Source organism: Vibrio sp. 10N, assembly GCF_036245475.1.
In the GTDB taxonomy this organism is placed as follows: Bacteria; Pseudomonadota; Gammaproteobacteria; order Enterobacterales; family Vibrionaceae; genus Vibrio.
The window spans coordinates 667,120-691,543 of record NZ_BTPM01000002.1 but is presented as its reverse complement, the minus strand read 5'-3'; the positions used below and the strand labels follow the sequence as shown (position 1 = coordinate 691,543).

At 44.6% G+C, this 24,424-nt stretch carries 19 protein-coding genes; 10 read left to right on the top strand and 9 right to left on the bottom strand.

Annotated elements, in window-relative coordinates:
* Nucleotides 1–369 (bottom strand): DUF3319 domain-containing protein, encoded by a 369-nt coding sequence (locus AAA946_RS19240; RefSeq protein WP_338166379.1) that lies wholly within the window; start codon nt 367–369, stop codon nt 1–3.
* A gap of 93 nt (nt 370–462) precedes the next feature.
* On the opposite strand from AAA946_RS19240, the gene AAA946_RS19235 reads away from it, so the two are divergent.
* Nucleotides 463–1,419, top strand: coding sequence for a tyrosine-type recombinase/integrase (locus AAA946_RS19235; protein ID WP_338166378.1), 957 nt, complete (start codon nt 463–465; stop codon nt 1,417–1,419).
* Here AAA946_RS19235 and AAA946_RS19230 read toward each other — a convergent pair.
* The gene (locus tag AAA946_RS19230; RefSeq protein WP_338166377.1) at nt 1,416–2,411 is read right to left on the bottom strand and encodes a D-alanine--D-alanine ligase; all 996 of its coding nucleotides are present in this window, start codon (nt 2,409–2,411) and stop codon (nt 1,416–1,418) included. The genes AAA946_RS19235 and AAA946_RS19230 overlap by 4 nt on opposite strands.
* A 162-nt stretch (nt 2,412–2,573) precedes the next feature.
* Complete coding sequence (locus tag AAA946_RS19225) at nt 2,574–3,212, bottom strand: SPOR domain-containing protein (RefSeq protein ID WP_338166376.1); 639 nt, start codon at nt 3,210–3,212, stop codon at nt 2,574–2,576.
* Between the two features lie 266 nt (nt 3,213–3,478).
* Here AAA946_RS19225 and AAA946_RS19220 point away from each other — a divergent pair, with 266 nt between their 5' ends.
* Entirely contained in the window at nt 3,479–6,163 is a 2,685-nt protein-coding gene (locus AAA946_RS19220; RefSeq protein WP_338166375.1) for a bifunctional acetate--CoA ligase family protein/GNAT family N-acetyltransferase, read from the top strand.
* 25 nt (nt 6,164–6,188) lie between these two features.
* Here AAA946_RS19220 and AAA946_RS19215 read toward each other — a convergent pair whose 3' ends face one another.
* Nucleotides 6,189–7,076, bottom strand: coding sequence for a LysR substrate-binding domain-containing protein (locus AAA946_RS19215; protein ID WP_338166374.1), 888 nt, complete (start codon nt 7,074–7,076; stop codon nt 6,189–6,191).
* A 192-nt stretch (nt 7,077–7,268) separates the two neighbouring features.
* Between AAA946_RS19215 and AAA946_RS19210 the strand changes: the two genes are divergently transcribed.
* Nucleotides 7,269–9,467: a TonB-dependent hemoglobin/transferrin/lactoferrin family receptor gene (locus AAA946_RS19210; RefSeq protein WP_338166373.1), complete on the top strand. Its 2,199-nt coding sequence runs from the start codon at nt 7,269–7,271 to the stop codon at nt 9,465–9,467.
* A 251-nt stretch (nt 9,468–9,718) separates the two neighbouring features.
* On the opposite strand, the gene AAA946_RS19205 is transcribed toward AAA946_RS19210, so the two are convergent.
* On the bottom strand, nt 9,719–10,084 hold the full coding sequence (locus AAA946_RS19205) for an NADH:ubiquinone oxidoreductase (protein WP_338166372.1): 366 nt from the start codon (nt 10,082–10,084) through the stop codon (nt 9,719–9,721).
* Nucleotides 10,085–10,589: 505 nt separating this feature from the next.
* Between AAA946_RS19205 and AAA946_RS19200 the strand changes: the two genes are divergently transcribed.
* The 3 genes from AAA946_RS19200 (at nt 10,590) to AAA946_RS19190 (ending at nt 14,578) form a co-directional block, all read left to right on the top strand.
* Nucleotides 10,590–11,822 (top strand): L-lactate MFS transporter, encoded by a 1,233-nt coding sequence (locus AAA946_RS19200; protein WP_338166371.1) that lies wholly within the window; start codon nt 10,590–10,592, stop codon nt 11,820–11,822.
* Between the two features lie 185 nt (nt 11,823–12,007).
* A complete protein-coding gene (locus tag AAA946_RS19195; protein WP_338166370.1) occupies nt 12,008–14,362 on the top strand; it encodes a fatty acid cis/trans isomerase in 2,355 nt (784 codons plus the stop codon).
* A 30-nt stretch (nt 14,363–14,392) separates the two neighbouring features.
* Complete coding sequence (locus AAA946_RS19190; RefSeq protein ID WP_338166369.1) at nt 14,393–14,578, top strand: hypothetical protein; 186 nt, start codon at nt 14,393–14,395, stop codon at nt 14,576–14,578.
* Nucleotides 14,579–14,670: 92 nt separating this feature from the next.
* On the opposite strand, the gene torS is transcribed toward AAA946_RS19190, so the two are convergent.
* The gene (gene torS / locus AAA946_RS19185; RefSeq protein ID WP_338166368.1) at nt 14,671–17,592 is read right to left on the bottom strand and encodes a TMAO reductase system sensor histidine kinase/response regulator TorS; all 2,922 of its coding nucleotides are present in this window, start codon (nt 17,590–17,592) and stop codon (nt 14,671–14,673) included.
* Between the two features lie 191 nt (nt 17,593–17,783).
* Between torS and torT the strand changes: the two genes are divergently transcribed.
* The 3 genes from torT to AAA946_RS19170 all read left to right on the top strand — a co-directional run bounded on the left by torT (nt 17,784) and on the right by AAA946_RS19170 (nt 20,796).
* A complete protein-coding gene (torT, locus tag AAA946_RS19180; protein ID WP_338166367.1) occupies nt 17,784–18,812 on the top strand; it encodes a TMAO reductase system periplasmic protein TorT in 1,029 nt (342 codons plus the stop codon).
* Nucleotides 18,813–18,991: 179 nt separating this feature from the next.
* A complete protein-coding gene (locus tag AAA946_RS19175) occupies nt 18,992–19,447 on the top strand; it encodes a methylglyoxal synthase (RefSeq protein WP_338166366.1) in 456 nt (151 codons plus the stop codon).
* A gap of 182 nt (nt 19,448–19,629) precedes the next feature.
* Nucleotides 19,630–20,796, top strand: a complete 1,167-nt coding sequence (locus AAA946_RS19170; protein WP_338166365.1) for an ATP-binding protein — start codon at nt 19,630–19,632, stop codon at nt 20,794–20,796.
* A 49-nt stretch (nt 20,797–20,845) separates the two neighbouring features.
* On the opposite strand, the gene AAA946_RS19165 is transcribed toward AAA946_RS19170, so the two are convergent.
* On the bottom strand, nt 20,846–21,733 hold the full coding sequence (locus tag AAA946_RS19165) for a LysR family transcriptional regulator (RefSeq protein ID WP_338166364.1): 888 nt from the start codon (nt 21,731–21,733) through the stop codon (nt 20,846–20,848).
* Nucleotides 21,734–21,986: 253 nt separating this feature from the next.
* On the opposite strand from AAA946_RS19165, the gene AAA946_RS19160 reads away from it, so the two are divergent.
* A complete protein-coding gene (locus AAA946_RS19160) occupies nt 21,987–22,355 on the top strand; it encodes a DUF413 domain-containing protein (protein WP_338166363.1) in 369 nt (122 codons plus the stop codon).
* 605 nt (nt 22,356–22,960) lie between these two features.
* Here the strand turns inward: AAA946_RS19160 and AAA946_RS19155 are convergent.
* Both AAA946_RS19155 and AAA946_RS19150 read right to left on the bottom strand, forming a co-directional pair.
* Nucleotides 22,961–23,398, bottom strand: a complete 438-nt coding sequence (locus AAA946_RS19155) for a putative ATP-dependent zinc protease (protein ID WP_112462695.1) — start codon at nt 23,396–23,398, stop codon at nt 22,961–22,963.
* A gap of 4 nt (nt 23,399–23,402) precedes the next feature.
* A complete protein-coding gene (locus AAA946_RS19150) occupies nt 23,403–24,422 on the bottom strand; it encodes a succinylglutamate desuccinylase/aspartoacylase family protein (RefSeq protein ID WP_338166362.1) in 1,020 nt (339 codons plus the stop codon).
* Nucleotides 24,423–24,424: the final 2 nt, after the last annotated feature.

Below are 24,424 nucleotides of genomic sequence, written 5' to 3'. Positions count from 1 at the left end.
TTATTTCTTTGCTAGTTCGGCTTTCTTTTTTGCAATTAGGTAAGCTTCGATATGTCGTTGGATAGCAAGCTTACCACCTTTGATAAGTTTACCATTAAACATGCAGTACCATGCGTTGTTTTCACCGGTGTCGTTACGAATGGTAAAACCGTTGAAATTTTCCTGGCTACCTTTGGCTGGTGCTTTTTCAGTACCAGCAGCTAGTGTAGCTGGGTCAATGATTGATGCGGTATCGCACCACCAGTCTATACTCTTCTTGACGGCAGCTAATGTGCCCTGAAGTTCACGGTTTTTAATAGTGACTTTCCATGTTTGATTGGAAGAGCCGATGGATTTAAGGGTAAACCCTCGATAACTCGCTAGAGCCATAAAGACTTTTCTCTTGTATCGTTGTAGTAACACTGTGCACCTGACATGTTATCAGGTATTGTAAGTCAATCAATTAAGTTATAGTGCATCAGTATGAAAAAAGACATCCCGCGTATTACAGAATCTGACCAAGCTAACAAATTTAAAGGGTTGCTACGCTCTTCCATTAGTTATCAAGAGTTTGGCGACATGACTTCAAATTGTTATTCACGTAGTACAAATCTGGCGATGTCCAAGGACTGGCGTACGTTTAATGAATTTTGCCAATTGCGTAGTCATCCTTCCTTGCCAGCATCGGAAGCGACAATGCTTGAATTTATCGACCACACTAAGCAGGAGAAAAAATACAGCAGTGTAAGACGTTACCTTGTCACTATATCGGTTGTTCACTATCTTTTTGATTATAAAGACCCTACCCGTTCACGCCATGTTGGCCTTGCCATGAACAAACTCAAAATAGACAGTTATAACAAGGTGAAGCAAACCACTGCGTTTACCACGGTGCACTTAGACCAGCTGTATCAGAAACTCATCAGGAGTGACGAAAAGAAAGATTGCCGCGATCTCGCCATTTACTTTTTGCTTTATGAGTGTGCTTTGAAGCGACGCGAATTGAAATCATTAATGGCGGAAGACATTAGCTCGACCGACAATAGTTACACGGTAACACTTGACGATAAAACCTATCCACTTAGCGAACAGGCTGGCGAGTGTGTAAAGCGTTGGATGGAACATGTTCCCTACTCTGTTCTATTCAGAGCTATCGACCGCCATGGCAATATTAGTGATTCCGCGCTGGACGACTCTTCAATTCATCGAGTGCTAAAGCGTGCTAGCAATTTACTTGGATTAGATGCCACACTGAGTTTGTCATCACAATCTGGACGGGTCGGCGTAGTTCAAGAACTAACGAAAGAAGGTCATAAAATCAGGGATATACAGGAATTTGGACGCTGGGCGAGTCCGGCAATGCCACTGCAATACAGTGGCAAAGCAACGCTGTCTGAAGAGGAAAAGTCTCTCTTCAAAACCAACAAAAATAACGATTAATCGAATGCAGACTCAATACAATCCGTTAAGAATTCAGAAAAAGCGATCCCTGAATGCTCTACCATCTTAGGGAACATAGAAATTGGTGTCATACCCGGGAATGTGTTCACTTCATTAAGGTAGATGTGATTGTCTTCGGTTAGGAAGAAATCAATTCGGGAAAGGTGTTTGAGCTTCATCTGTGTGAATACCTTTCGAGCAGACTCATGAATAATAACACGTTGTTCGTCAGTTAAATTTGTCGCTTCAACGGTTGTCGTTGAGTGACTGTCAGCGCTGTACTTCTCATCGTAGCTGTAAAACGCACCATCTGGCGCCGTTACTTCGCCTGGCTGTGTAATGACCAGTTTTCCTTGGTATTCATAAGCAGCAACTTCGAGTTCTCTTGGTTTAACAGCTTGCTCAACCACGACTTGATCGGAGTAACCAAACGCCGCATCGATCGCTTCATCGAGTCTCGCCTTGTCAGTGACACTGTAACAGCCAACAGATGAGCCCTGTTTAGCTGCTTTGACAAACACCTTACCCCATTTATCAAATGCTTCAGCAGCATCTTGATGGGCTTTATCGTCATTCTCGGTTAGAAATAGATACGGTGTGTTTGGGATATCGAGCGTGTCATACCAAAGTTTTGAGGTAATTTTGTTGAAGCTATTGCTGCTTGCTTCCGGGCCACAACCTAGATATGGAATGCTGGCCATTTCAAACAGCGATTGAATATCGCCAGTCTCGCCTGGGAAACCATGAATACATGGTACGACATAGTCGATATCGAGTTTAAGATGCTCTCCAACCAGTGCTTTTTGGTTTAGGTCCAATACGACGAGGTGCCCGTCGCTGCACTTCCAGCCGCCTGTGGTGATCTCTACTCTGGTGACATTGAACTTAGTGTTCAATTTTAGTTGGCTTTCGAGATAGTTTGCAGAGACGAGAGATACTTCATGTTCGGCAGATCCGCCACCACATAGAAGTAGGATATTGAGTTTTGACATCTTAAGCTTGTCCTTGGATTGCTTTCAACGAATCATAAACGATTGAACAGCAATATTCAGTTCTAAATCTGTTAAATTTGCTATTTATTCACTTGAATGAGCAGTTTACATACAAAAATGCCCAGCTCATCAAAGAGCTGGGCATTGTCGACATATATTGAACTAGTTAAGCTTGCTCAGCGTCGGATAGTCAGATTTTTTAATCTTGTCGATACTACGAACAAACGGTTTTAAATCTTGGAACTCTTTCGGTAACGTCTTAATCGCTTGTTGTGCTTTTACTTTAGACGCAAAGTCTCCATATAGTAGCGCGTACCATTTCGTACCGTTTACCACTTTGTAGTTTTGCCATACTGGTTGGCTGCTTGTCGGTAACTTATTCGCGAAGCTCTCAACTTTGTCTTGGCTGCCTACAGCAACAACTTGAATGGTGTAACCAAAACGAACATTTTGCTCAGCCTGCTTTTTGGTTGGCGGAACAATTTTCACGACCTTATTTTGCTGTGCAGGTTGCGCTTTTGCTGGCGCAGTTTTCTGCTTAGGAGCCGCGGAGGCTGTTTGAGCGGACGTTGACTGAACCTTTGGCTCTGCCGCTTTAGTTTCAACAGGTTTGCTCTTAGCCACTTTTTCTGGCTCTGCGCTCGCGGCAGTTGTTGTCGCTACTGCGACTGGCGCTGCTGTTTTTGCTGCTACCGGCTGATAATCTTCGCGATAACTTTCTGATTTGACTTCTGCTGTGTAATCACCAGAGGCACAAGCTGCCAACATGGCTGCTAAGCTCACTATCACCACTTTTTTCATCGTATCACTGCCTGAATTTGCTAATGTCTATCCTTTATCAGACAGGAATGTCATCTATCGATGATTCCAGAACCCTGTCTTAACTACCTGTGACATGTTACACAATAATTGAGGCACAGCAATACGTTATATCTAAATTTCAGAGCAAACCAACTTTAATCGATTTAAAGCTAGTCTACTATTGTTGGATAATGCATCTTATGTAACAAAGAAGCTGATAAGTCGCTTTTATTGGCTTAGTAGCAACCCACTGTCAGGGAGACGCTATGTCGTTGGACACTCTTTTCAAACCCAGCTCTATTGCCGTAATTGGCGCCTCTAGTAAACCGAATCGGGCGGGCAGCGTCGTGATAAAAAACCTTCTAATGGGAGGTTATCAAGGCACTATTTTACCCGTACACCCTAAATATAAATCAGTGAATGGCATTCTTTGTTACCGCTCGGTAAGTGAGCTGCCTTTAGTACCAGACATTGCCATTCTTTGTACAAGGGGCGATAGGAATGTCGATTTAATTAACGATTTGGCAGTAGCGGGTGTAAAAGTGGCCATAATCATGGCCTCTGATATGTCGGTGCCCTATGATGGCGACAACACGATTGAGCAAACCTGTTTACGTATTGCCCAACAAGCAGGAATGAAAATCATCGGCCCTAACAGTTTGGGGGTTTTACTGCCCTGGCAGCACTTTAACGCCTCTTTTTCACCCGTCGATTGTCTACCAGGAAAGCTCGCGTTTATTTCACAATCCTCTGCTGTTTGTACCACTATTTTAGATTGGGCTAATGATAAGAACATCGGGTTCTCAGCGTTTATCTCAATCGGCAACGGTAGTGACGTTGATTTCGATGACATTCTTGATTACTTATCGCGTGACAGTAAAACCGAAGCGATCTTACTTTATGTGGATTCCATCCGAGACGCCCGTCGCTTCCTTTCTGCCGCTCGTGCAGCGTCTCGCAATCGCCGTATCTTGGTACTGAAAGCAGGACGACATAGTGCTAGTGCCATTGCCCAGCCCCATCATGGTTTAGGATCGTTTGATATCGTTTACGACTCAGCCATTCAAAGAGCTGGAATGCTAAGAGTAAATAACACTCATGAGTTGTTTGCAGCGGTAGAAACGCTAACGCACTCTGTCCCACTTCGTGGTGAAAGACTGGCGGTTATTACCAACGGGATGGGCCCTGCTTTGATGGCGCTCGACACCTTGGCAGATAAAGGTGGTAGCTTAGCGCAGCTATCCACGTCGACCATCGATGAGTTAGATAAGATTTTACCCAGCAACTGGGCAAAATCGAACCCTGTCGATTTAGGAGGCGACGCCACGTCTACTCGATATTGTCAGGCGATAAAGATCATATTGGATAGTGAAGACATCGATGCGCTACTTATCATGCACAGTCCTTCCGCTACGGCTGAATCATCGCAAACGGCTCGTGAAGTGATTGAGACAGTTCATGCTCACCCTAAGTCGAAACGATTCAATATTTTGACTAATTGGTCAGGTGAAGCAACCGCGAAAGAAGCCAGATTGCAGTTTACGCGTCAAGGGATACCTACTTACCGAACACCAGAAAGTGCCGTCACTGCGTTCATGCACTTAGTGGAGTACAGGCGCAACCAATGGCAGTTAATGGAAACACCTACCACGACGGACTCCTACTCGACCGAACAGCTCGATAAAGCTCACGAATGGCTCGCGACACAGATTGCCACGTTGCCAGAAGCCACGGGTTCTTCTTCGTTAGAATCCCATGTTTGTGAGCAACTGTTTGATCTTCTTGATTTGCCAACATTACCAACATGGCTCGCGCATGACCAGTCAGAAGCGATTCATTTAGCGGATAAGATTGGATACCCAGTCGCCGTTAAACTTCGTTCACCAGATATCGCCCACAAATCAGACATCCACGGTGTCATGCTGAACTTAAAGGATGCTCCAGAAGTGTCCAATGCCGCCCAATCTATTCTCGATCGTACCAGGTTGTCATACCCAGATGCGCGTATTGAAGGTTTAACTGTGCAGCAAATGGCGAAAGTGGCAGGTGGACAAGAAATTCGTGTCAAAGTGCTTAGTGACCCAACCTTTGGCCCGGCGATCTTTATTGGTCAAGGCGGTTCCGAGTGGAACATCGAACGAGAGGCTGTGACTGCATTACCGCCTTTAAACATGGCACTGGCGCGTTACCTCATTATTAATGCGATCAATAAAGGAACACTCAAGTTCCAACAATCGCCCAATGCTATCAATCTCGCTAAGTTGGCGGGCTTTTTGGTGAAAATTTCGCAGATAGTGGTAGCTTGCCCTGAAATACATGAGCTGGATATTCATCCACTACTTCTAAATGGTGACGATATTACCATCCTTGATGCGTCTGTCGTGATTAAACGCTTTGAAGGAGAGCCTCAATCTAGGTTGGCCATTCGCCCTTACCCAACTGAGATGGAACAAACCTTAACTCTACGCGATGAAACTCAAATCTTACTGCGTCCTATCAGGCCTGAAGATGAACCTTATCACGCGGATTTTATCAATAATGTCACCAAGGAAGATCTGTATAAACGCTTTTTCTCTGATGTTGGCGAGTTTAATCATGAAGCTCTAGCCAACCTGACTCAAATTGATTATGACCGAGAAATGGCCTTTGTCGCCGTCGATTTGAGTTACCAAACGCCGCATATCATTGGTGTTTCTCGCGTTCTGGTTACGCCTGATAACAGCGACGCAGAATTCGCAATCCTAATTCGATCCGATCTTAAAGGAAACGGTCTAGGTCGTATCTTGATGAACAAGATCATTGATTACTGCAAAAATAAGGAAACCAAACAAATCTCAGGAATGACGATGCCAACCAATCGCGGTATGTTGACCCTTGCTCAAAAGCTGGGATTTGAGTTGGATGTACAGTTTGAAGATGGTGTCGCAGATATGGTGTTAAAGTTAGAATAGCAAGATTAAAAAGGGGCGCGAGCCCCTATTTTAGATCCCATGTTTTAGTAAGATGGCGTATACACCAGGATTTAGCTTCACCAATGTGATTTCGTTTCCATGCCAATATCACATCGATTTTACTTACCTCTGTGTCTTTGATGGCTTTGAGTTTTCCTTCAGCTATCAATCTATCCGCCACTTGGGATGGCAATGTACCAATACCTAACCCAGAAGTGAGAGCTTCGATTTTGGCATCCAGGCTTGATACTGTCAGCCTTGGTTGTTTCTCTAGAATATTAACGCTCAACGCCGGTTGTTCTCTTGCTGTATCTGCGATGGCTATCACTCTGTATTTGCTACGTGCTTCGCTGTCGAATTCACCCTTGCGTTTATGAACATAGTGATTTGTTGCTGCAACCCAAGTCATGGACATTTCCCCTAACCGCTCTGCCTTTACGCCTTGCGGTAACACTTCGGGTTGCGGACATACCAAGAGATCACAGCGGCCTGCATTCAAGGCCTCCCAACACCCTGCTAATACCTCTTCTTCTAACTTGACGCGCGTTTTACTCACATTGCCCAGTTTATCGACAAGGTCAAAAAAGTTAGCGACCGGGATAATGCTGTCGTACGCAATGGTTAAATCCAACTCCCAGCCATTCGCCAAAAGACGAGCTTCGTTAATCATGCTTTCCGTGGCTTGTAGAATCACTCGACCTCTTTCAAGAATCAATTTTCCTGCTTCCGTCAATGTGGCTTTGTGACCGGAACGGTCAAAAATCATGATATCCAAATCTTGTTCAAGTTTTTGCATTTGGTAACTCAAAGAAGATGTAGCGCGTTCAAACTCTGCTGCGGCCGCAGCAAATGAGCCTCTTCTCTCGATTGCGTCCAGAATGGTGAGTGCTTCTAAGGTAATCGACAACGACATTTCAGATCCTTGTGTTATTCGCTAACTATCTGTCAGTGATAGCAAAACTGGACAAGTTATACAAGCTGGATGTTTTTTGCTCTCTCGATCAATTATTTTGATGATAATAATAGTAATTATCATTTAGATCTGTATTATCACCTCCGAACCCTTTTTAGGCACTACTCACATTTATTATTATGGATTAAGTTGATGTACCAGTTCCCCTTCAAAAAGCAGCTCATCGCAACCTCAGTATTGTTAGCCCTATCCCCACAACTAAGAGCAGAAATTGACGCTAAGTCTTATGACGATGTCGTTGTGGTTTCAGGCACTAAAACACCTCAAGCCTATTCGGATGTGTCTACGTCAATCAGTAAGGTGACTAGCGAAGAATTCGAAAAAACAATGGCGAGTGATATCAAGCAAGCCGTGAAGTACTTACCTGGCGTGGAAGCTGAAGGTAGCGGACGCTTTGGTTTATCTGGCTTCAACATTCGGGGCATGAACGGGTCTAGAGTCAAGATAATGGTCGATGGTGTTCAACAGCCTGTCGCTTATAACCCCGGCGCTGGAGAACAACGTAAATATCCCAATGCTATCGAGGTCGACACGCTGGCAACGATTGAAGTCAATAAAGGCGCGTCTTCGTCCCTATTTGGTTCAGATGCAGTAGCGGGTGCAGTGGTTATGAGAACCAAGAACCCGGATGATGTGCTTGTCACGGAAGGTAACGAACATCGTTTTGGGATCAAAACAGGTTACAGCTCTGCAGATGAAAACTTTAAAACCACCGCTACGTGGGCTATGCGCCAGGACAAGCTTGAAACGCTGTTAATGCTCACCTACGCCGATGGCTCGGAAACGAAAACTCACGGCAGCGGTTCTGATGTTGTTGGTGATCAACGTGGTGCAGCAAACCCTGCCAGCAAACAGCTCGGCAATGTATTAGCAAAAGCGTTTTATCAGCTCAATGAGAATCACCGCATTGGATTGACGGGCGAGTATTACAACTATACCCACAAAGAAGATGAGCTCTCCTACTACGGTATTTCAATACCAATGGGGCCAATGGACTTTACCTACAACTCGCGAAATACCTCAGATGAGAACAAACGCTTGCGCTTAGGTTTTGAACATCAATGGCAACTGAATAGCGTAGTGGCCGATGATCTTAATTGGTCTATCAACTACCAAGATAGTCGTAGCCTAAATAAAAACTTTGATAACACCAACCTATACGGCGACCGATTAAGACAACGAGATGCGGAAGACCGCTCTTGGCAGTTTGATACTCAGCTCCACAAACAATTGGATTTCGATAGCCATTATCACTTATTAACATACGGCGCTAGCTACAAAGATAATCGCTTCCAACTGAATAACGATGATTACAAACAATCAGGGAATAGTGTTGGCTCGACTGGTGTGCCAGATGCCACAACAACCAACTTTGGCTTATTCATTGACGACCAAATTTTCTTGTTGAATGAACAACTCGTCCTTAATGCGGGTCTTCGTTATGACAGTTTCAAAACCGATCCAAAACAAAGTGATGGCTATAGCAATGAAGTCAGTGCTTATCAGGATGAGGATTTTTCTGCCAAGTTAGGTGCGGTTTATCACTTGACTCAGCAATACAGTGTATTCGGTCAAATTAGCCAAGGCTTTAAAGCGCCCACAGTTCATGATTTGTATTACACCTATAACCAAGGTGCCATCATTAAGGCTAACCCAAACCTAAAGTCGGAACGCAGCACATCGTATGAGGTTGGTTTCCGTAGCCAATCACAAAACGCGACCTATGAGCTTGTTGGTTTCTACAATCAGTACACCGATTTCATTTCTCAAAAAGATCTTGGAACGGATCCAGTCAGTGGTAAAGATGTGTACACCATGGTCAATCTAGACAATGTTGATATTCGCGGCGTTGAGTTCTCTACTAATGTGGCGCTTGATGAATGGTTAGGTGCTCCGCAAGGAATGTACTCGCGCTTTTCACTTACCTACACCGATGGTGAGGACAAAAATACAGGAGAGCAGCTCGACACTATTACCCCAGCTCGCTCCGTATTTGCACTTGGTTATGACAACGCAGCCAACAATTGGGGCATACTAAGCTCGGTAACAATGGCTAGTCGTAAAACCGAATGGCAAGACAAAGATGCAGAAGCAAGCAAAAAGAATGTTGATGCACCTGGTTATGCTGTTGTCGATCTGACTGCATACTACCGCCCGATGCAAGACCTTACCTTGCGAGCAGGCTTGTTTAACGCCTTTGATACCAAATACTGGTTGCATGACGATTTAAGATCGAAAACGGTAACGCCGGGCTCTATGTCTCCAAAAAACTATGACTTGTATACCCAACCTGGCAGAAACTGGTCCGTTACTTTGGAATATCTGTTCTAAACAAGAGGGGTTGTTGATTGGCGGCAAACTATTTTTTAGTCGCCAAACTTTCCCGCTTTCGAAATGAAATGTTAACCGCTCGCTACAAAAAACAAGGCACCAACGAGCATCAAAATCGGTTAAGTTACGCACAATTGATGTGCTCAACCAATGAAGGTTTTGAAAAAGGTAACATGTAAAATGAAAAAGCCGCCTGCTCTTCAATTCGAGCAGGCGGCTTTTGCGTTCAGGTAACATACCCTAACGGGTGATTATGCTGCGTGCGTTTTTAATCCTTTCGGCACAGGTGTGATGCTATCGCGATAGCTAAACCACAAGTAGCTCACTGCGATAATGTAGAACAAATAGGAAAGTGCAAACACAATTGGTGACGTAATCATGTCGTTCGAAATACTTAGGCCTACCCCTACCACAGTGACGACAAGCTTCGCCATAGACCCCAACAGCAGCAGCCCCATCGCAAACTGTGGGAAACGTGTGCTCGCAAATGCGATCATGTAACAAGCACCAACTGCAAGAGAAGCAATAGATAAACCAAGAAGATAAGAGTGGATGTGGTCCGCGGCTGCATAGCCCGCTCCAAGAGACACACCTAGCAACATTAGAATTTTGGTCATGAACATACGTCACCTCAACAAATAATTACAAACGCGTTTGAAATGTCCATTTTCAATTTTGAAATCTCATTTTACGGGTATTGTGATTCCTTATTAATGACATTTCAAGTGCGCTTTTTAGTCGTTTTTAGTGTGCTTTTTGTTCATTCATTTCTCGTTACATTTGCACAACAATCAAAAATAGAGATTACCAAGAGTAACAGTATGTTACGTATTTTACGCTCGATGAATTTTCGGTTGTAACAATGTATTTACATAAGATTTTTTTTTGATACTTGCTAAATTTGTGATCCCACGAAGATGGGAAATAATTCATACGTCAAATTAATATCTAATTTACATATCTGCTACATCAATAAATTAATTGAATTAAATCGAAAAAATCGATTCCAATCACATTATTATTGGTTATAATCCGCGCTCCTTTGCGTCATCTGTTGATAAACGCAAACTAAATTTGAGTGTTTAACCCCCCGAACGTTGTTCGACATATCAGAGAACAAAAATGAGCAAGATTGATAAAGCCATGCGTATCCTCATTGCAGGATTCTGTATCAACCTTTGTCTTGGCATCCTGTATGCTTGGAGTGTATTTAACAAAGCCCTAGTAAGTGAATGGGGTTGGAGCGCGGCAGATGCCTCTTCACCTTATGCGATTGCAACCATCACTTTCTCTATCTGCCTTCTTGTGGCTGGCGTACTTCAAGACCGTATGGGTCCACGTAACATCCTTATTCTGGGTGCAACGTTAACAGGCCTTGGTATGATTGCATCAAGCTTTGCTCAATCGGTAATGATGCTTAACATTACGTTCGGCATGATCACTGGTGCTGGTATCGGCTTTGGTTATGCATGTCTATCTCCTTCTGCAATGAAATGGTTCCACCCTTCTAAGAAAGGCATGGTAAATGGTTTAATTGCAGCAGGCTTTGGTCTAGCAGCTGTATACCTAGCTCCCCTAACCTCTTCTCTGATTGGTTCTATGGGTATTAGCTCTACTTTTATGGTGCTAGGTGTTGGCGTACTTGTTGTTGCAGTACCACTTGCAGCAACAATTAACAACCCACCAGCGGGTTATCAGCCACAAGAGCCAAAAGTAAAAGCGGGTAAAGCGCCTGTTCAAGTGAAAAAAGCGGCAGACATGAGCTGGAAAGCAATGCTTAAAACGCCTCAGTTCTATTCACTTTGGGTAATGTACGCATTTGCAGCAGCTGCCGGTCTTATGATCATCGGTAACATCACAAACATTGCAAGTGTACAAGCGAACCTACCAAATGCGGTTTACTTGGCTTCTCTACTGGCTATCTTCAACTCTGGCGGTCGTATCGCAGCAGGTATCCTTTCAGACAAGATCGGTGGTGTTCGTACGCTAATGCTCGCGTTCATCCTTCAAGGCGTAAACATGGTACTGTTCTCAACATTTACCTCTGAGTTCATGTTGATTATCGGTACAGCGGTTGCAGCAGTTGGTTACGGTACACTACTAGCGGTATTCCCATCGCTAACGGCTGAATACTATGGCCTTAAGAACTACGGCACTAACTACGGCGTGCTATACACGTCATGGGGTATCGGCGGCGCAATCGGTGCAGCTATCGTGGGTTACTCAATGACTCATGGTGGTGGTTACAACCTAGCGTACACGATTTCTGCAGTAATGATGGGCGTATGTGTTGTACTCTCACTGGTGACTAAACCAATTTCTGAACAGAAAGCGGCTGAGCTTAAAGCGGCATAACGCTCAAGCTAAAAAATATCGCATAAAGGCCTGACGACTTATCGTCAGGCCTTTTTTTGTTTACTTACCCTGCTATCAAACACCTCTTTTCCAATTAGAGTTGGAAAATTATCGTGTTATCCATGAAAATTAGCTTTATGCAAAAGGAAACACTCGCACTGTGTGCGATGCATTGAGAGCTAACTATGACATTAAGACGATTTTCACTTACCCTGCTTATCCTAGTTTTTTCAGGGTGTGCTACTTACGCAGGCCTCAACTATGACCAGTTATTTGGTGAACCCAAAGTTAGAGAACGTACCGTTCCTCTTTCTTCTCCGGACTCTGACTTCTTCCTCTCTGAGGTAAAACCCATCATAGACAATCGTTGTGTGGTATGTCATGCCTGTTACGATGCGCCTTGCCAACTCAAGCTATCTTCGGTAGATGGTATTGATCGTGGTTCAAGCAAAGAGTTGGTGTATCAAGGTACACGTTTAACTGCGTCACAGCCTACACGCTTGTTTGAAGATGCCCAAACGACCTATGAATGGCGTAAGCTCGGCTTTTTCCCCGCCCTTAACGAACGTGAGCAATCTTTGTCAGGAAATCTAGATGCCGGTCTTGTGGCTAGAATGCTGACCCAAAAAGCTCGTCATCCGCTACCAGAAACGGATCAACTTGAAGGTTTTGATTTTTCAATTGATCGTGAGCAAGTCTGTCCGACAATTGAAGAGTACGATTCGTACGAAGCTGACTATCCGTTATGGGGGATGCCATTTGGTATGCCTGGCATTAGCAACGACGAATATCAAACTTTGGTCGGTTGGCTCGGCAATGGTGCAAAAATGAATAAGCCGTTACCGCTCACGAATGAAGAACAAAGCTTGGTCAATGAGTATGAAAAACTGCTCAATCATGACGCATTAAAACACCAACTAACGGCCCGTTATATTTATGAGCACCTCTATTTAGCGCATCTTTACTTCTCTGAAGTTGAAACCGAACGCCGTTTTTTCACCATCGTTCGTTCTACAACACCACCAGGCAAACCGATTGAAAGAGTGGTCACGCGCCGACCTTATGATAACCCGGGAGTTGATCGCGTCTACTATCGCCTAGTACCCGTTAGAAGCACCATCGTTGACAAAACTCATATGCCCTTCGCGCTCAATACGCGCAGGTTAGAATCATGGTACCAGTGGTTTATTAAGCCTGACTATGAGGTAAATACACTGCCAAGTTACGATATTGCTGTAGCTGCAAATCCAATGACTGCTTTTAAAGATCTACCAGTCAATGCGCGTTTCAAGTTCATGCTTGATAACGCTCAGAATACGATCATGGCGTATATTAAAGGGCCAGTGTGCCGAGGTCAGCTCGCTCTTAACGTAATTAATGATCGCTTTTGGGTATTGTTCCTGGACCCAGACAAAGCCGACTTACCGGAAGTGAATGCTTTCTATCAACAACAAGCTGACAACCTAAAATTGCCGAGTGAGCTTGAAAGCAATACGGTACCTATTACCAATTGGGTGAAATACTCCAAGCAACAAACTCGCTATTTGGAAGCCAAGTCTGAGTTTATGAACAAGTGGTTCGAAGGCGGCAAACACCTGACAACCGATGTACTTTGGACGGGCAATGGTGATAACCCCAATGCTGCACTTACCGTATTCCGTCATTTTGATAGCGCGTCTGTGGTTCAAGGTTTAGTCGGCACACCTCCAAAAACGGCCTGGATCCTCGACTACGCTTTGCTAGAACGTATCCATTACTTGTTGGTCGCTGGGTTTGATGTTTACGGTAACTTTGGCCACCAGTTGATTACTCGTATGTTTATGGACTTCTTGCGTATGGAAGGTGAAAGTAACTTCCTCGCCCTACTTCCTAATACGGTTCGCCATAAAGAGTTCAGTAGCTGGTATCAAGAACAAAGCCCTCAATTTAGTGAGTTCTTACAGCGCAACATCCAACCGTTTAGTCAGCCAACTCAAGTGCTTTACCTTACTGAGGACTATAAACAGGAGCTGTACGACAAAATACAGAAGCAGTTGTCTCCTGTGTTGCATGACCGCTTTGATATCGTGAATACTGGCTTTTCAGCGGAAAATGAAGCGCTACTTAGAACCATCGATGACATAAAAGGTGAAGGCCTTGAGACCGTCCCACAAATCGTGATGGTGATGATTGAAGCTGAAAACGGCAACCAACAGCTGTTTACCCTGCTTCATAATAATGCACATATCAATATCTCGAGCTTGTTCTCAGAAGAGAAAAACCGTGACTATAAAAATGATGATTTGACCTTTGTACGCGGGGTGATCGGCAGCTATCCCGGTGCGTATTTAAGTCTCAAAGAGTCAGACATAGAAAATTTTGTCAATGCTCTTCGTAATATCAAAGGCGAAGAAGACTATGTAAAACTGCTCGACAATTATGCAGTTAGACGTAGTTCTCCAGACTTCTGGCAATTTAGCGATCAAGTTCATGAGTTTTACCAGCGAACACAACCTATCGAATTTGGACTCTTGGACTATAATCGATTTGAGAACAGATAGGTGCTCGCGGGAACTCTTAGGAGGTGTAAGATGAGCATTAAAGATAGCATTGAAGCCATCGAGCAACAGATTTATGTTGCCTGTTCGGACGGTGACTACGAGACCGTCAATATGTTGGAACACCAACTCGAACACTTGAGAGGACTCTCAAACAAAGGGTTAGATGATGACCCCTATGCAGTCGAACACCGAACCTATCTTGATGATGAATGGTGAGGGAAGACTAAACTGCATGATCACAAAGGGCTCAATATGAGCCCTTTGTCTATCTTCTTGTTCAAATCAGGTCAAAAAAGTGACGAAAAACGCTAACCTGTGTTTTTATCCAGTAGTGAGATTAGGTGCTCTATTGCTTGCTGCCTTGATTGAATAAGAAGCTCCAATAAAGAGAGTAATCGACCAATATGGTCATTCGCCGTTTCTATGGCAAGGCACACCTCGAACAATTGAGTAAGCCCGAGTGCCGCAGCACTGCCTTTGAGTTTATGGGCTAGTGCTTTTACCTCGCCTTCGTCGTCAATTTGTGCAGCCTGCTCAAGTTCCTCTATCGTCTGCTGACTGGATTCAATAAACGCATCAACGATTTTCTTCACGCGGTCATGGCCAAGTATCGCCAAATCTTCAAGCAACACTTTTTCTTCTATCACCGATGAGCTCTCCAGTGATTCTAACTCGCTCTGAGAAGGAAGCTCTTCGGTAGGTAAATACGTCGTCACCCTATTGGCAAGGTGGTGCTGTATCGTCTCTTTTAAATCTTCTCGGTCGACAGGTTTTGGTAGGTAACCATCAAATCCGGCATCAAGGTACGACTCCACCTCTTCATTGAAGACATGAGCTGATACTGCAATCATCGGCGTTGACTGACCGCTTGTTTTGTTCCGCTCAATCTCTCTGAACGCTTTAAGAAGGTCAATGCCACTACAATCAGGAAGATTGATATCGATTAGTACAATATCGAAATCATGTTCAGTAAACATCACTTTGGCGTCAGCACCTGTTTCTGCCGCTATAACATGATGCCCCATATTAACTAAAAACCCTTCCGCGACCATGAGGTTAACCGAGTTATCCTCGATCAATAACACTCGGCCATTCACGGTTTCCGTTCTACCTATCGGTGCGCTGATCTCTTGACCTTCCAACGCACATTGCTCCAGTGGAATCACAAACCAGAACCGGCTTCCCTCTCCAAGATACGAATCAACATAAATCTGACCGTTCATAGCATGAACCAATCTTTGACTTATTGCCAAGCCAAGCCCAGTACCACCAGTTGCGCTATGGGAGCCCTCTGCTTGAGTAAATGCCTCAAATAAGTGGAGCTGATCATCTGGGCTAATACCGACCCCTGTGTCAGAGACCTCAATCATCACACAACTTTCATCTTCAGGGTCGAGAGAAACGTATATATCAACTTGACCAGAAGGGGTGAATTTAATGGCATTACCAACGAGGTTATTGAGCACTTGGCTAAGCCTTGTAACGTCTCCGCAATACACGTCTGAGACATCATTCTCAATGTGAAATCGAAAGTCTAAATTCTTTTCGAGCGCCTTGCTCAGCATTAATTGATAGCAATCTTGTACCATTCGGTAGAGATCGAATGGTTTGTTTCTGATTTCAAGATGACCCGCCTCAATCTTTGAGTAATCCAAAATATCATTAAGAATAGCCAGCAAATTCTGTCCACTGCGGTTAATGACTTGCAAATAATGCCGTTGTTGGGTGTTTAGAGACGTATCTTCCATCAAGGCCGCCGTACCGAGCACACCGTTCATTGGAGTGCGGATCTCGTGACTCATCGTTGCCAAAAATGCCGATTTAGCACGGTTTGCTTGCTCGGCTGCATTCCGTGCTTTGGCGTGATTCAACACCTCTTGGTTCAGTTTTTCGTTGCTGGTCTGCAGCTGTAGCGTACGTTCCGTAACAATCTGTTCGAGTTGGTTTTTGTGGTTCTCAAGTTCTTTTTTCGCTTTCACTTCCGCTTCAGCAACCACCTTGAGTGCTTGTGCGGTGTTACGAGCTGTAATGATCGCTTGCCCCATATGCGCGAGCTCATCATTCCCTTTTACTTTAACATCGACATTAAGCTGGCCTTTCGCAATCGATAGTAATGCACTAGAATACTCGGCCAATCTTTTCACCACAGAGACATACACCACGCGCCAGACGATCAAAACTACAACGACAAAGCCTATGATGGAGAGTATCGCTAACGTCCATTGGGCGTACTTCAACGTTGAGGACAAATCGGCTACAGCGACCGTCGTCGCTGCATTGGATTGGTCAACGAGTTTTGAAATGGTTTCATTTAATCGAGTAAACAGCTCCAGCGTCTCTTGCATTAAACTTTGTGAGCGCTGTTTTTCATTATGTTTTTGCTTAAGTAACGTAAAAATGGTTTTTCCTGACCACAGTTCGTCCAGAAGCGAAGCCATTTGTTTAGAGCGTGTTGGATCTTCGACGCCTGGTACACGCCTTTGCATAATATTGATATTGGTTTGATACTGACGCTGCAATTCCTCAATACGTCCGGGGTCGGATACCGTTCTCGCTTCTTCAATTTGGTTTAACGTTTTAAACGCGAGAAGGTGCAGCTCATGCAATCGCTCTGACAAATCAAGATCGACTTCAACCAAACTGTCTAGAGCATCAAGTGCCTCCGCTTTTTTTTCCTTTTCCAATAGTCCATATATGTGGGTGACATTAGCGACAGCGATGGTGCTGGTATTGAGAACTTGAGTGCGGGTCAGCTGCTCTAACTCTTCTGCTTGAACTCGCAACTGAGTTGTCTGCTCTAAAATAGATTGGTCTAATGTGATAGTTTGCTCAACAGAGCTGCCTAATTCCGCCAGGCTATCAATGATTGACTGTACTGTTTGTTCAAGACTATCGAGCAGTTGGGAATCAAAAGAATCTGAGCCCAGAGACTTTATGTGCAGGAGCAAAGACTCAAGACGAGAGAATAAAACACGCCCTGCTTCTTGGTGCTGAGGTTTGGTTTTTGCGTTAGACAGCACCTGTACTGAGGCGATAATACGTGAACTTAACTCTGACACTTCGCGTGCTTCTAGCATTGATGGGATCGCCGTGTCGACAACATTGCGCTCCGTTTTGGCCACAAATGAAAAACCAGAAACACCAATCGCCGTCGACAACAGCACTAGCAGTGCCATTACCAGAAAAGAGAATAACAACTTACGGCCAATACTGGCTTTAGAGAGCAACATACCCACTCCATTACATTTTGCTTTGTTACCGTCTAGGCCACTATCTGATAATAGTTCGAAACCAGAGAGAACTGCGCTTACCACAAAAATACGCCCACTGACCGACACTTAGCGCTTGCCGAGGCTCATTGGACTGTATTACGCTATATTTTGCAGTGTAGCAGAGCTAGATACCACTAAACGTTGACGATATGCCTAATAAGACTCACTTTTTTTCTACAATTTGTGCGCTACTGATTGCCAGCGGTAGTCAATCGGCTATCAATCAAGCCCAGGCAACCCCGGTTAAGGCCACTTCGCGAGCCGAGAAAGTGTGTGCAATCTACCCTCATCTTAAAGACTCTTATTGGCTATCCGTTAATTACGGCATGGTGACCGAGGCGGAAAAACAACACGTTACGCTTAAGGTGTTAGAGTCTGGAGGCTATCCCAATATCGATAAACAACGTGCTCAGCTTGTTGCCTGCCGACAATGGGGCGCAGATGCCATCATTCTTGGTACAGTCTCGCCTACCGCATTCAGTGACGATTTAAGCCAGTACACACACGATACGCCGGTTTTCGCGACAGTGAATCACCTGATTGTCGATAAAACGCAGCGTCAGCATGTCAAAGGCGTCGTTGGCGTTGATTGGTATTGGATGGGATATAAAGTTGGCGAGCACCTAGCGAATCAACACCCGAAAGGCAGTGGTCAAGTGGATGTGGCCTTTTTACCTGGGCCAGAATCGAGTGGCGGTACTAAACCCGTCATTCTTGGTTTTCTGGAAGCCATAAAAAACAGCAACGTAAATGTGGTGAATACCCGCTGGGCTGACAACGACAAAGAGTTACAACGTAACCTTATTCAGGAGATCATTGAAACCTACCCCAAGCTTGACTATATCGTCGGCAGTGCGGTCGCCATAGAAGCAGCCATCAGCGAGCTTCGCGCCCAGCCAGAACATTCCAATATTAAACTGCTGTCGATTTACCTCAGTCACGGTGTCTACCGTGGGCTACTTCGAAACAAAGTCGAACTCGCACCTACTGACAAAATGGTAGAGCAAGGTCAATTGTCTATTCGGCAGGCTACGCACTATTTACGCGGTGAATCCTACCAAGTCGACCTGGCCCCTAACATTGAAGTGCTCTCACCTACCTCTCTTGATGAGCAAGTCATCGCAGAGTCCTTGTCGCCCAGTGCGTTCAGGCCTATTTTTAGTGTTGAAGAGCATTAATTGTCACAGATATCAATTATGTTAATTGCGGGCTCAGGCGGCCATGCGTAGTATAAAGCTTGATATGCATATCAATGGCTTAACAGTAGCTAATTCAAATGAGTATGGTGACTGTCATTCATGTTTATTCGAATTAGAAAAATCGGAATTAGAAGATAGATAATTAGGACACGAGTTAAATGCAGAAAACGATTCGCACAATGCCGGCACACAAGCACATCGCACTGGTTGCCCACGATCACTACAAGCCAGAGTTGCTTCGCTGGGTCAAAGAAAATAAAGAGAAGTTACAAGGTCACTTTCTATATGCCACTGGCACAACAGGAAACATGCTCAGCAAAGAGACAGGGCTTGCGATCAAAAGTATGATTAGCGGCCCAATGGGAGGCGACCAACAGATCGGCGCACTCATTTCTGAAGGTAAACTGGATATGTTGATTTTCTTCTGGGATCCACTCAATGCCGTTCCTCACGACCCAGATGTAAAAGCGCTACTGCGTATAGCGAGCGTGTGGAACATCCCGGTCGCTACCAATCGCGCTACAGCAAACTTCCTGTTTGAATCTAACCTACTTTCCCAAGAAGTGGACATTGAAATTCCAGACTATGACGCTTACCTAGCTGAGCGCATCTAGTGTCACGCATTGATACTTAATCGCAAACCGACATCATCCTCGCTCAAGCGGGGATGTTTCTTTTTATGCGAGTACCATTTCCCTTTCTGGCTTGCCCTCTCGTGTTTTACTGCCGCAGTTCTGCTAAACTTCACCCGAATTCATCACGACTTGATGAATTCATTATGCTATAGTGAATTTTAATGAAGAGTACACCGAGTCATACCACTATGAGTAAGCCCAGTTACATTCCTTATTCAGACCCATGGTTTTATCACCGCCCAGTGTTAGCGCAACACATAACAAATATGTGTAAAGACACGCTATTTTCTCGAATGGTGTACTTAGGTACGCGCAGGATTGGCAAAACGTCGTTCTTCTTAAGTGATTTAAGCCCAGAGCTTATCAACAACGGTCTGTTGCCTATCTATATCAACATGTGGGGCAACAAGAGCGCTCCTCATACCGAATTCGCTGAGCAACTGGCAAGCGCTCTTGATGAAATAAAGCAAGAAGGCGCGCTGAAGCGGCTCCTCAATACAGAAATTAAAAAACTCGCGATTGGCAATCAGATAGCCAAAGTTGAACTGGAATTCAAACCAAGATCGGCGAGCGACGCGGACCTACTCAACATTAAGAGTCTTCTTAAATCCGTGATAGAGGCTGCCGGCGGTTCTAAGGTGGTTTTCATATTGGATGAGTTCCAACACCTTTCTACATCGAGTGCGTTTGATAACTTCCTTTACACCCTGAGAACCCTGTTCGACTCTTACAGCTCTAGAATTACCGTGATCTTCACTGGTTCGAGCAGGACAGGCATGAAAGCGGCTTTTGAAGACGATAAAGTGCCTTTCTATCAGTCTGCACAAGTGAACGAATTTCCTGTGATTGATGACGGTTTCATTGAACATTGCACAAACCGGCTCAAGGATTCTTATAACATTCATATTAACCGCTTGGAGCTGCTCGACTTCTGGAACGAAATTGATCACTCACCACACTGGATAATAAACCTAATGCGTGAACTGGTCGCCAACCAAAGAACGCTTAACCAAGGTGTTAATTTTATCAGAGAAGCGATTCGTGCCGAAGAAGGACATGAGGACATCGTTAAGAACTTAACGCAAACTGACAAGGCGGTCTTGCTATTGCTCCATGCGCAGCGAGGGATTTACAGTGAAGCTTCTCAGGCGTTTGTAAAGAAAGTTGGCGGCAAAGCAACCCGAAGCGCGGTACAAGCCGCAGAGCGTAAATTAGAGTCAAAAATGATAATTAGCTCACTCCCCAATAAGAAAATCATTGTCGAGCTGTATGGGCTCATTGATGCCGTTTGGCAAGACATTGACATCCCTGAAAAGCGATTTGATTAACTCTAACGCCGAAGGAAAAAGCCTCTAGCAAGAGGCTTTTATAACAACTTTATTCCACACTTTCACCCGCCTGTTGTACGACGAATGAGGTGGTTGGCTCAACTGTGTTGATGAGTGATTCAACTTGTAATATCGCCTCTAGTGAGGTGCTGTTTTTACGATAGCTTATGTACAAAGGTCGTGCCCATTCATCCGCTCCCTCGACTCTAAATAGCTGCTCAGACTCAATGAACGGCTCAACCAGCGACGCAGGTAGATAGGCGCAACCACCCTTTTCCAAAACAAAATCCAGTGCAATACGACCCGTTGAGGTGCGCAGGTACGGCGCTGGAATATTTGGGTGACGATCGGCATGCTCAAACGCGAACTGAGTGCCCCAATCGACATACACATACTTGTTATTAAACGCCGATTCAATATTGCTTGGCTCTGTAGACACGAGTATCAACGGCAGCTCGGCAATTTGATGGCTTTTAAATTCTTCTACCTTGAATGGATCGAAGGAGAAAGCTACATCCAGAGTACGCTCCAGTAGTTTTCGGTTTAATTGTTCGCGACCTAGAGACTCAGCAACAAAGCCATAGCCGGTCAAAGAATCCGTGACCACACTCAAGCCATTTTGCAAATACGCATCCCAAATATTAGGTGTGCCACCAAGCGTGAGTTGCAATGCTTTATTGCTCTCAAGAGACAGATCAAATGTCGCCTGCTTAAGCGTCGACACCATCACTTCGGCATAACCCACTAGCCTTTGGCCAGCAGAGGTCAATTGGATGTTGTTACGATGTCGGGTGAACAATCGCGTATCAAAGTATTCTTCAAGTTGCTTGATGCGCGCACTCACCGCCGCCTGTGTAATGTAGAGGTTTTCGGATGCGCGACCAAAATGTTTCTCCTTTGCGACTTCAAGGAAGGTTTGGAATACTTTTACGTCCATAATATGACTCTTAAGATATTTCTAATAGGTTGAGCTAACGTTCTGGTTAGCCACGTATTCTTACACAAATAAGCTTAGTTAAGCATAAAGAAAATTTGTGACTTCGACAAAAACAATTCGTTTTCTTTATTGTCCATTTCCAACTATTTTCAGCATCGAACCAACACGGGATTCTAAGGCTTCTCGGCATCTTTGGATCGCAAAGAGCCCCCTGAATTACCTTGCTTTACTACCTATTTGCTTTGAGGTCTCTATGACTGAAACTCAATTTCGCCACGGCAAGAAACGTTTTTATGATGCAGTAAAGTTCCCACGCGGATTCGCGAAATCGGGTGACTTTACACTGATTGAAGAAGACATCTTGGTGACTTACGGAGAAACCATGTTAGCACTCGAACGTGGTGACATTACTCCAGAAAACGCCGAAGAAAAACACTTCACAAAAGTGATCGTTAACCCAAGCAAAGCGAAATCTAAACTGGAACACACCTGGCTTAAATACGTACGCTTGGCACGCGGAAGACGAGCTTTCCATACGTTGAATAGTAAATCTAAGTTTACCGAAACTGCGAAAGACTATGATTACGATATGGAAAACGACGACGTTTTAGAGCCAGCATAAGTATTGTGATCTTTCCTCCTAAACGCAAAAGTAGAGCCTAGTGCTCTGCTTTTTTTTGCCTATCGTTCAGCTAAACCGTATTTAGAATTTCTATAGTACAAACTATTCCAATGGAAACTTGTATCGGTGGACAGCAAAGATCGAAAACTGACAATAAAGCTCGAAACTTTTGGGGGAGCACGACTTACAGGGTAAGCACTGCTCCTGATAAAGATTGTTTAATCTCAAAATCGTTTTTGGACAGAAATGCTATACATCTCTTCATTTCAAACATGCCCCAGTAGCCGTCATCCTCACGAACGTGAGGATCTCCTGCCGCGTGTAGGTAACTGAAAACCTTCGACTAAGTCGCGTAAATCAGCTTCGCGACGCGCTGAATGAGATTCCCTTTTTCAAGGGAATGACGCTGTTATTTGTTGGGTTTGAAACGAGAAAAGGGGCAAATGATAGTTTCAAACGTTGTTCCACACTTTTGTTCGGTAGCCACGTTAATAGAACCTAAGTTTCAATCTTTAATGTCCTCCGAGAACTTGAACGTTGTGAAAAATAGGCGCGCAAGACAAAGCCGCCCTAAGGCGGCTAAGATGATTTGTTCGGCTGACTGTCTAATCAATCAGGAACGCTCGGCTTGGATCGACGTATACCTTATCGATCATCGCTTCACGTCCTAACAACATCATATAAGACATATCTTGACGATTACTCAAAGTGATCTCAATTGGCCACTCTCTATCACCAAGTCTGAACAAGGTTTGGATAACGCAGCGCTGCTCTGAGTCACCGTTAGATGATTTGATACGTCTAGAGTCGTAAATTAACGATTCACAGTGTACGATTTCATCCAAATGATAAATGTCTGGATGCAAGTCATACTGAACGTATAAACGACCATCTCGTTTCACACGTTGTAAGTTGTCTACGTGAAGCGAAGAGGTTTTTGCACCCGTATCAATGCGTACTTCTAAATCAAAAATACCCAACTCAGGAAGGCTACACACTTCTAAGTTGCCAATGATCATTCTGTCGTTATATGTGTTTGGCATAGTGTTACATGCTCGGTTCTACTGGAACAATCGACTCTTGCATGATTTCGATGTGTTCGAATACCTCTTCTGCGTTATCTCCAAAATACGCAATGTGATACATAGCTTCCCCTTCTTGAACCAGAGGAATGTTTTGCTTGCCGATAATGATACCAGTGCGGTTTGATGTAACCTGACCGATATTGTTACCAAGCGGGCCGTTAATGTCGGCTAGGACCTCGCCTTTTTCGACCATAGAGCCTAGTTGAACATATTCTTTAACGAATCCACTTGCATCGGCACGAGTCCAGTCACTGCGGTTGGCAATGAACGGCTCCGTTTTTGCCTTCGATACGCGTTTTCGGATCATTCCTAGTGCTTTGAGCACGCGAAGCACGCCCTTTACACCTGTCTGGATAGACAACTCGTCAAATCGTAGTGCTTCACCAGCTTCATAAAGCAGAACGCGAGCACCGTGGTTAACTGCCGCTTCACGCAATGAGCCATCGCGAATGTTGGCATTGAGTAAAACTGGCACGGCAAACGCCTCGGCAAGACGCTTCGTCTCTTCATCTTCTAGGTTTGCGCGAATTTGAGGCAAGTTAGAACGATGAATAGCGCCTGTGTGCAGGTCGATACCATAGTCACAATGAGAAACAATACTCTCTAGGAAAGTATGCGCTAGACGTCCTGCCAGCGACCCTTTCTTTGAACCAGGAAAACAACGGTTTAGATCTCGGCGGTCCGGCATATAACGACTCTGGTTGAGTACGCCATACACGTTGACCATAGGCACGTAAATCAAAGTACCGCATTGCAGTTTTAAGTTTTCTGCAATGAGGCGACTAATAATCTCTATGCCATTTAACTCATCCCCGTGGACAGCGGCGCTCACAAACACCACTGGCCCTTCTTTCTTTGCGCGAATGACTTGGACTGGGATACTTACTTCCGCGTCCGTGTATAATTTCGCAACTGGGATATCGATTTCTTTACGCTCACCTGGGCGTATTTCTACACCCGCTATGACAAGCTCTTTTGCCATTT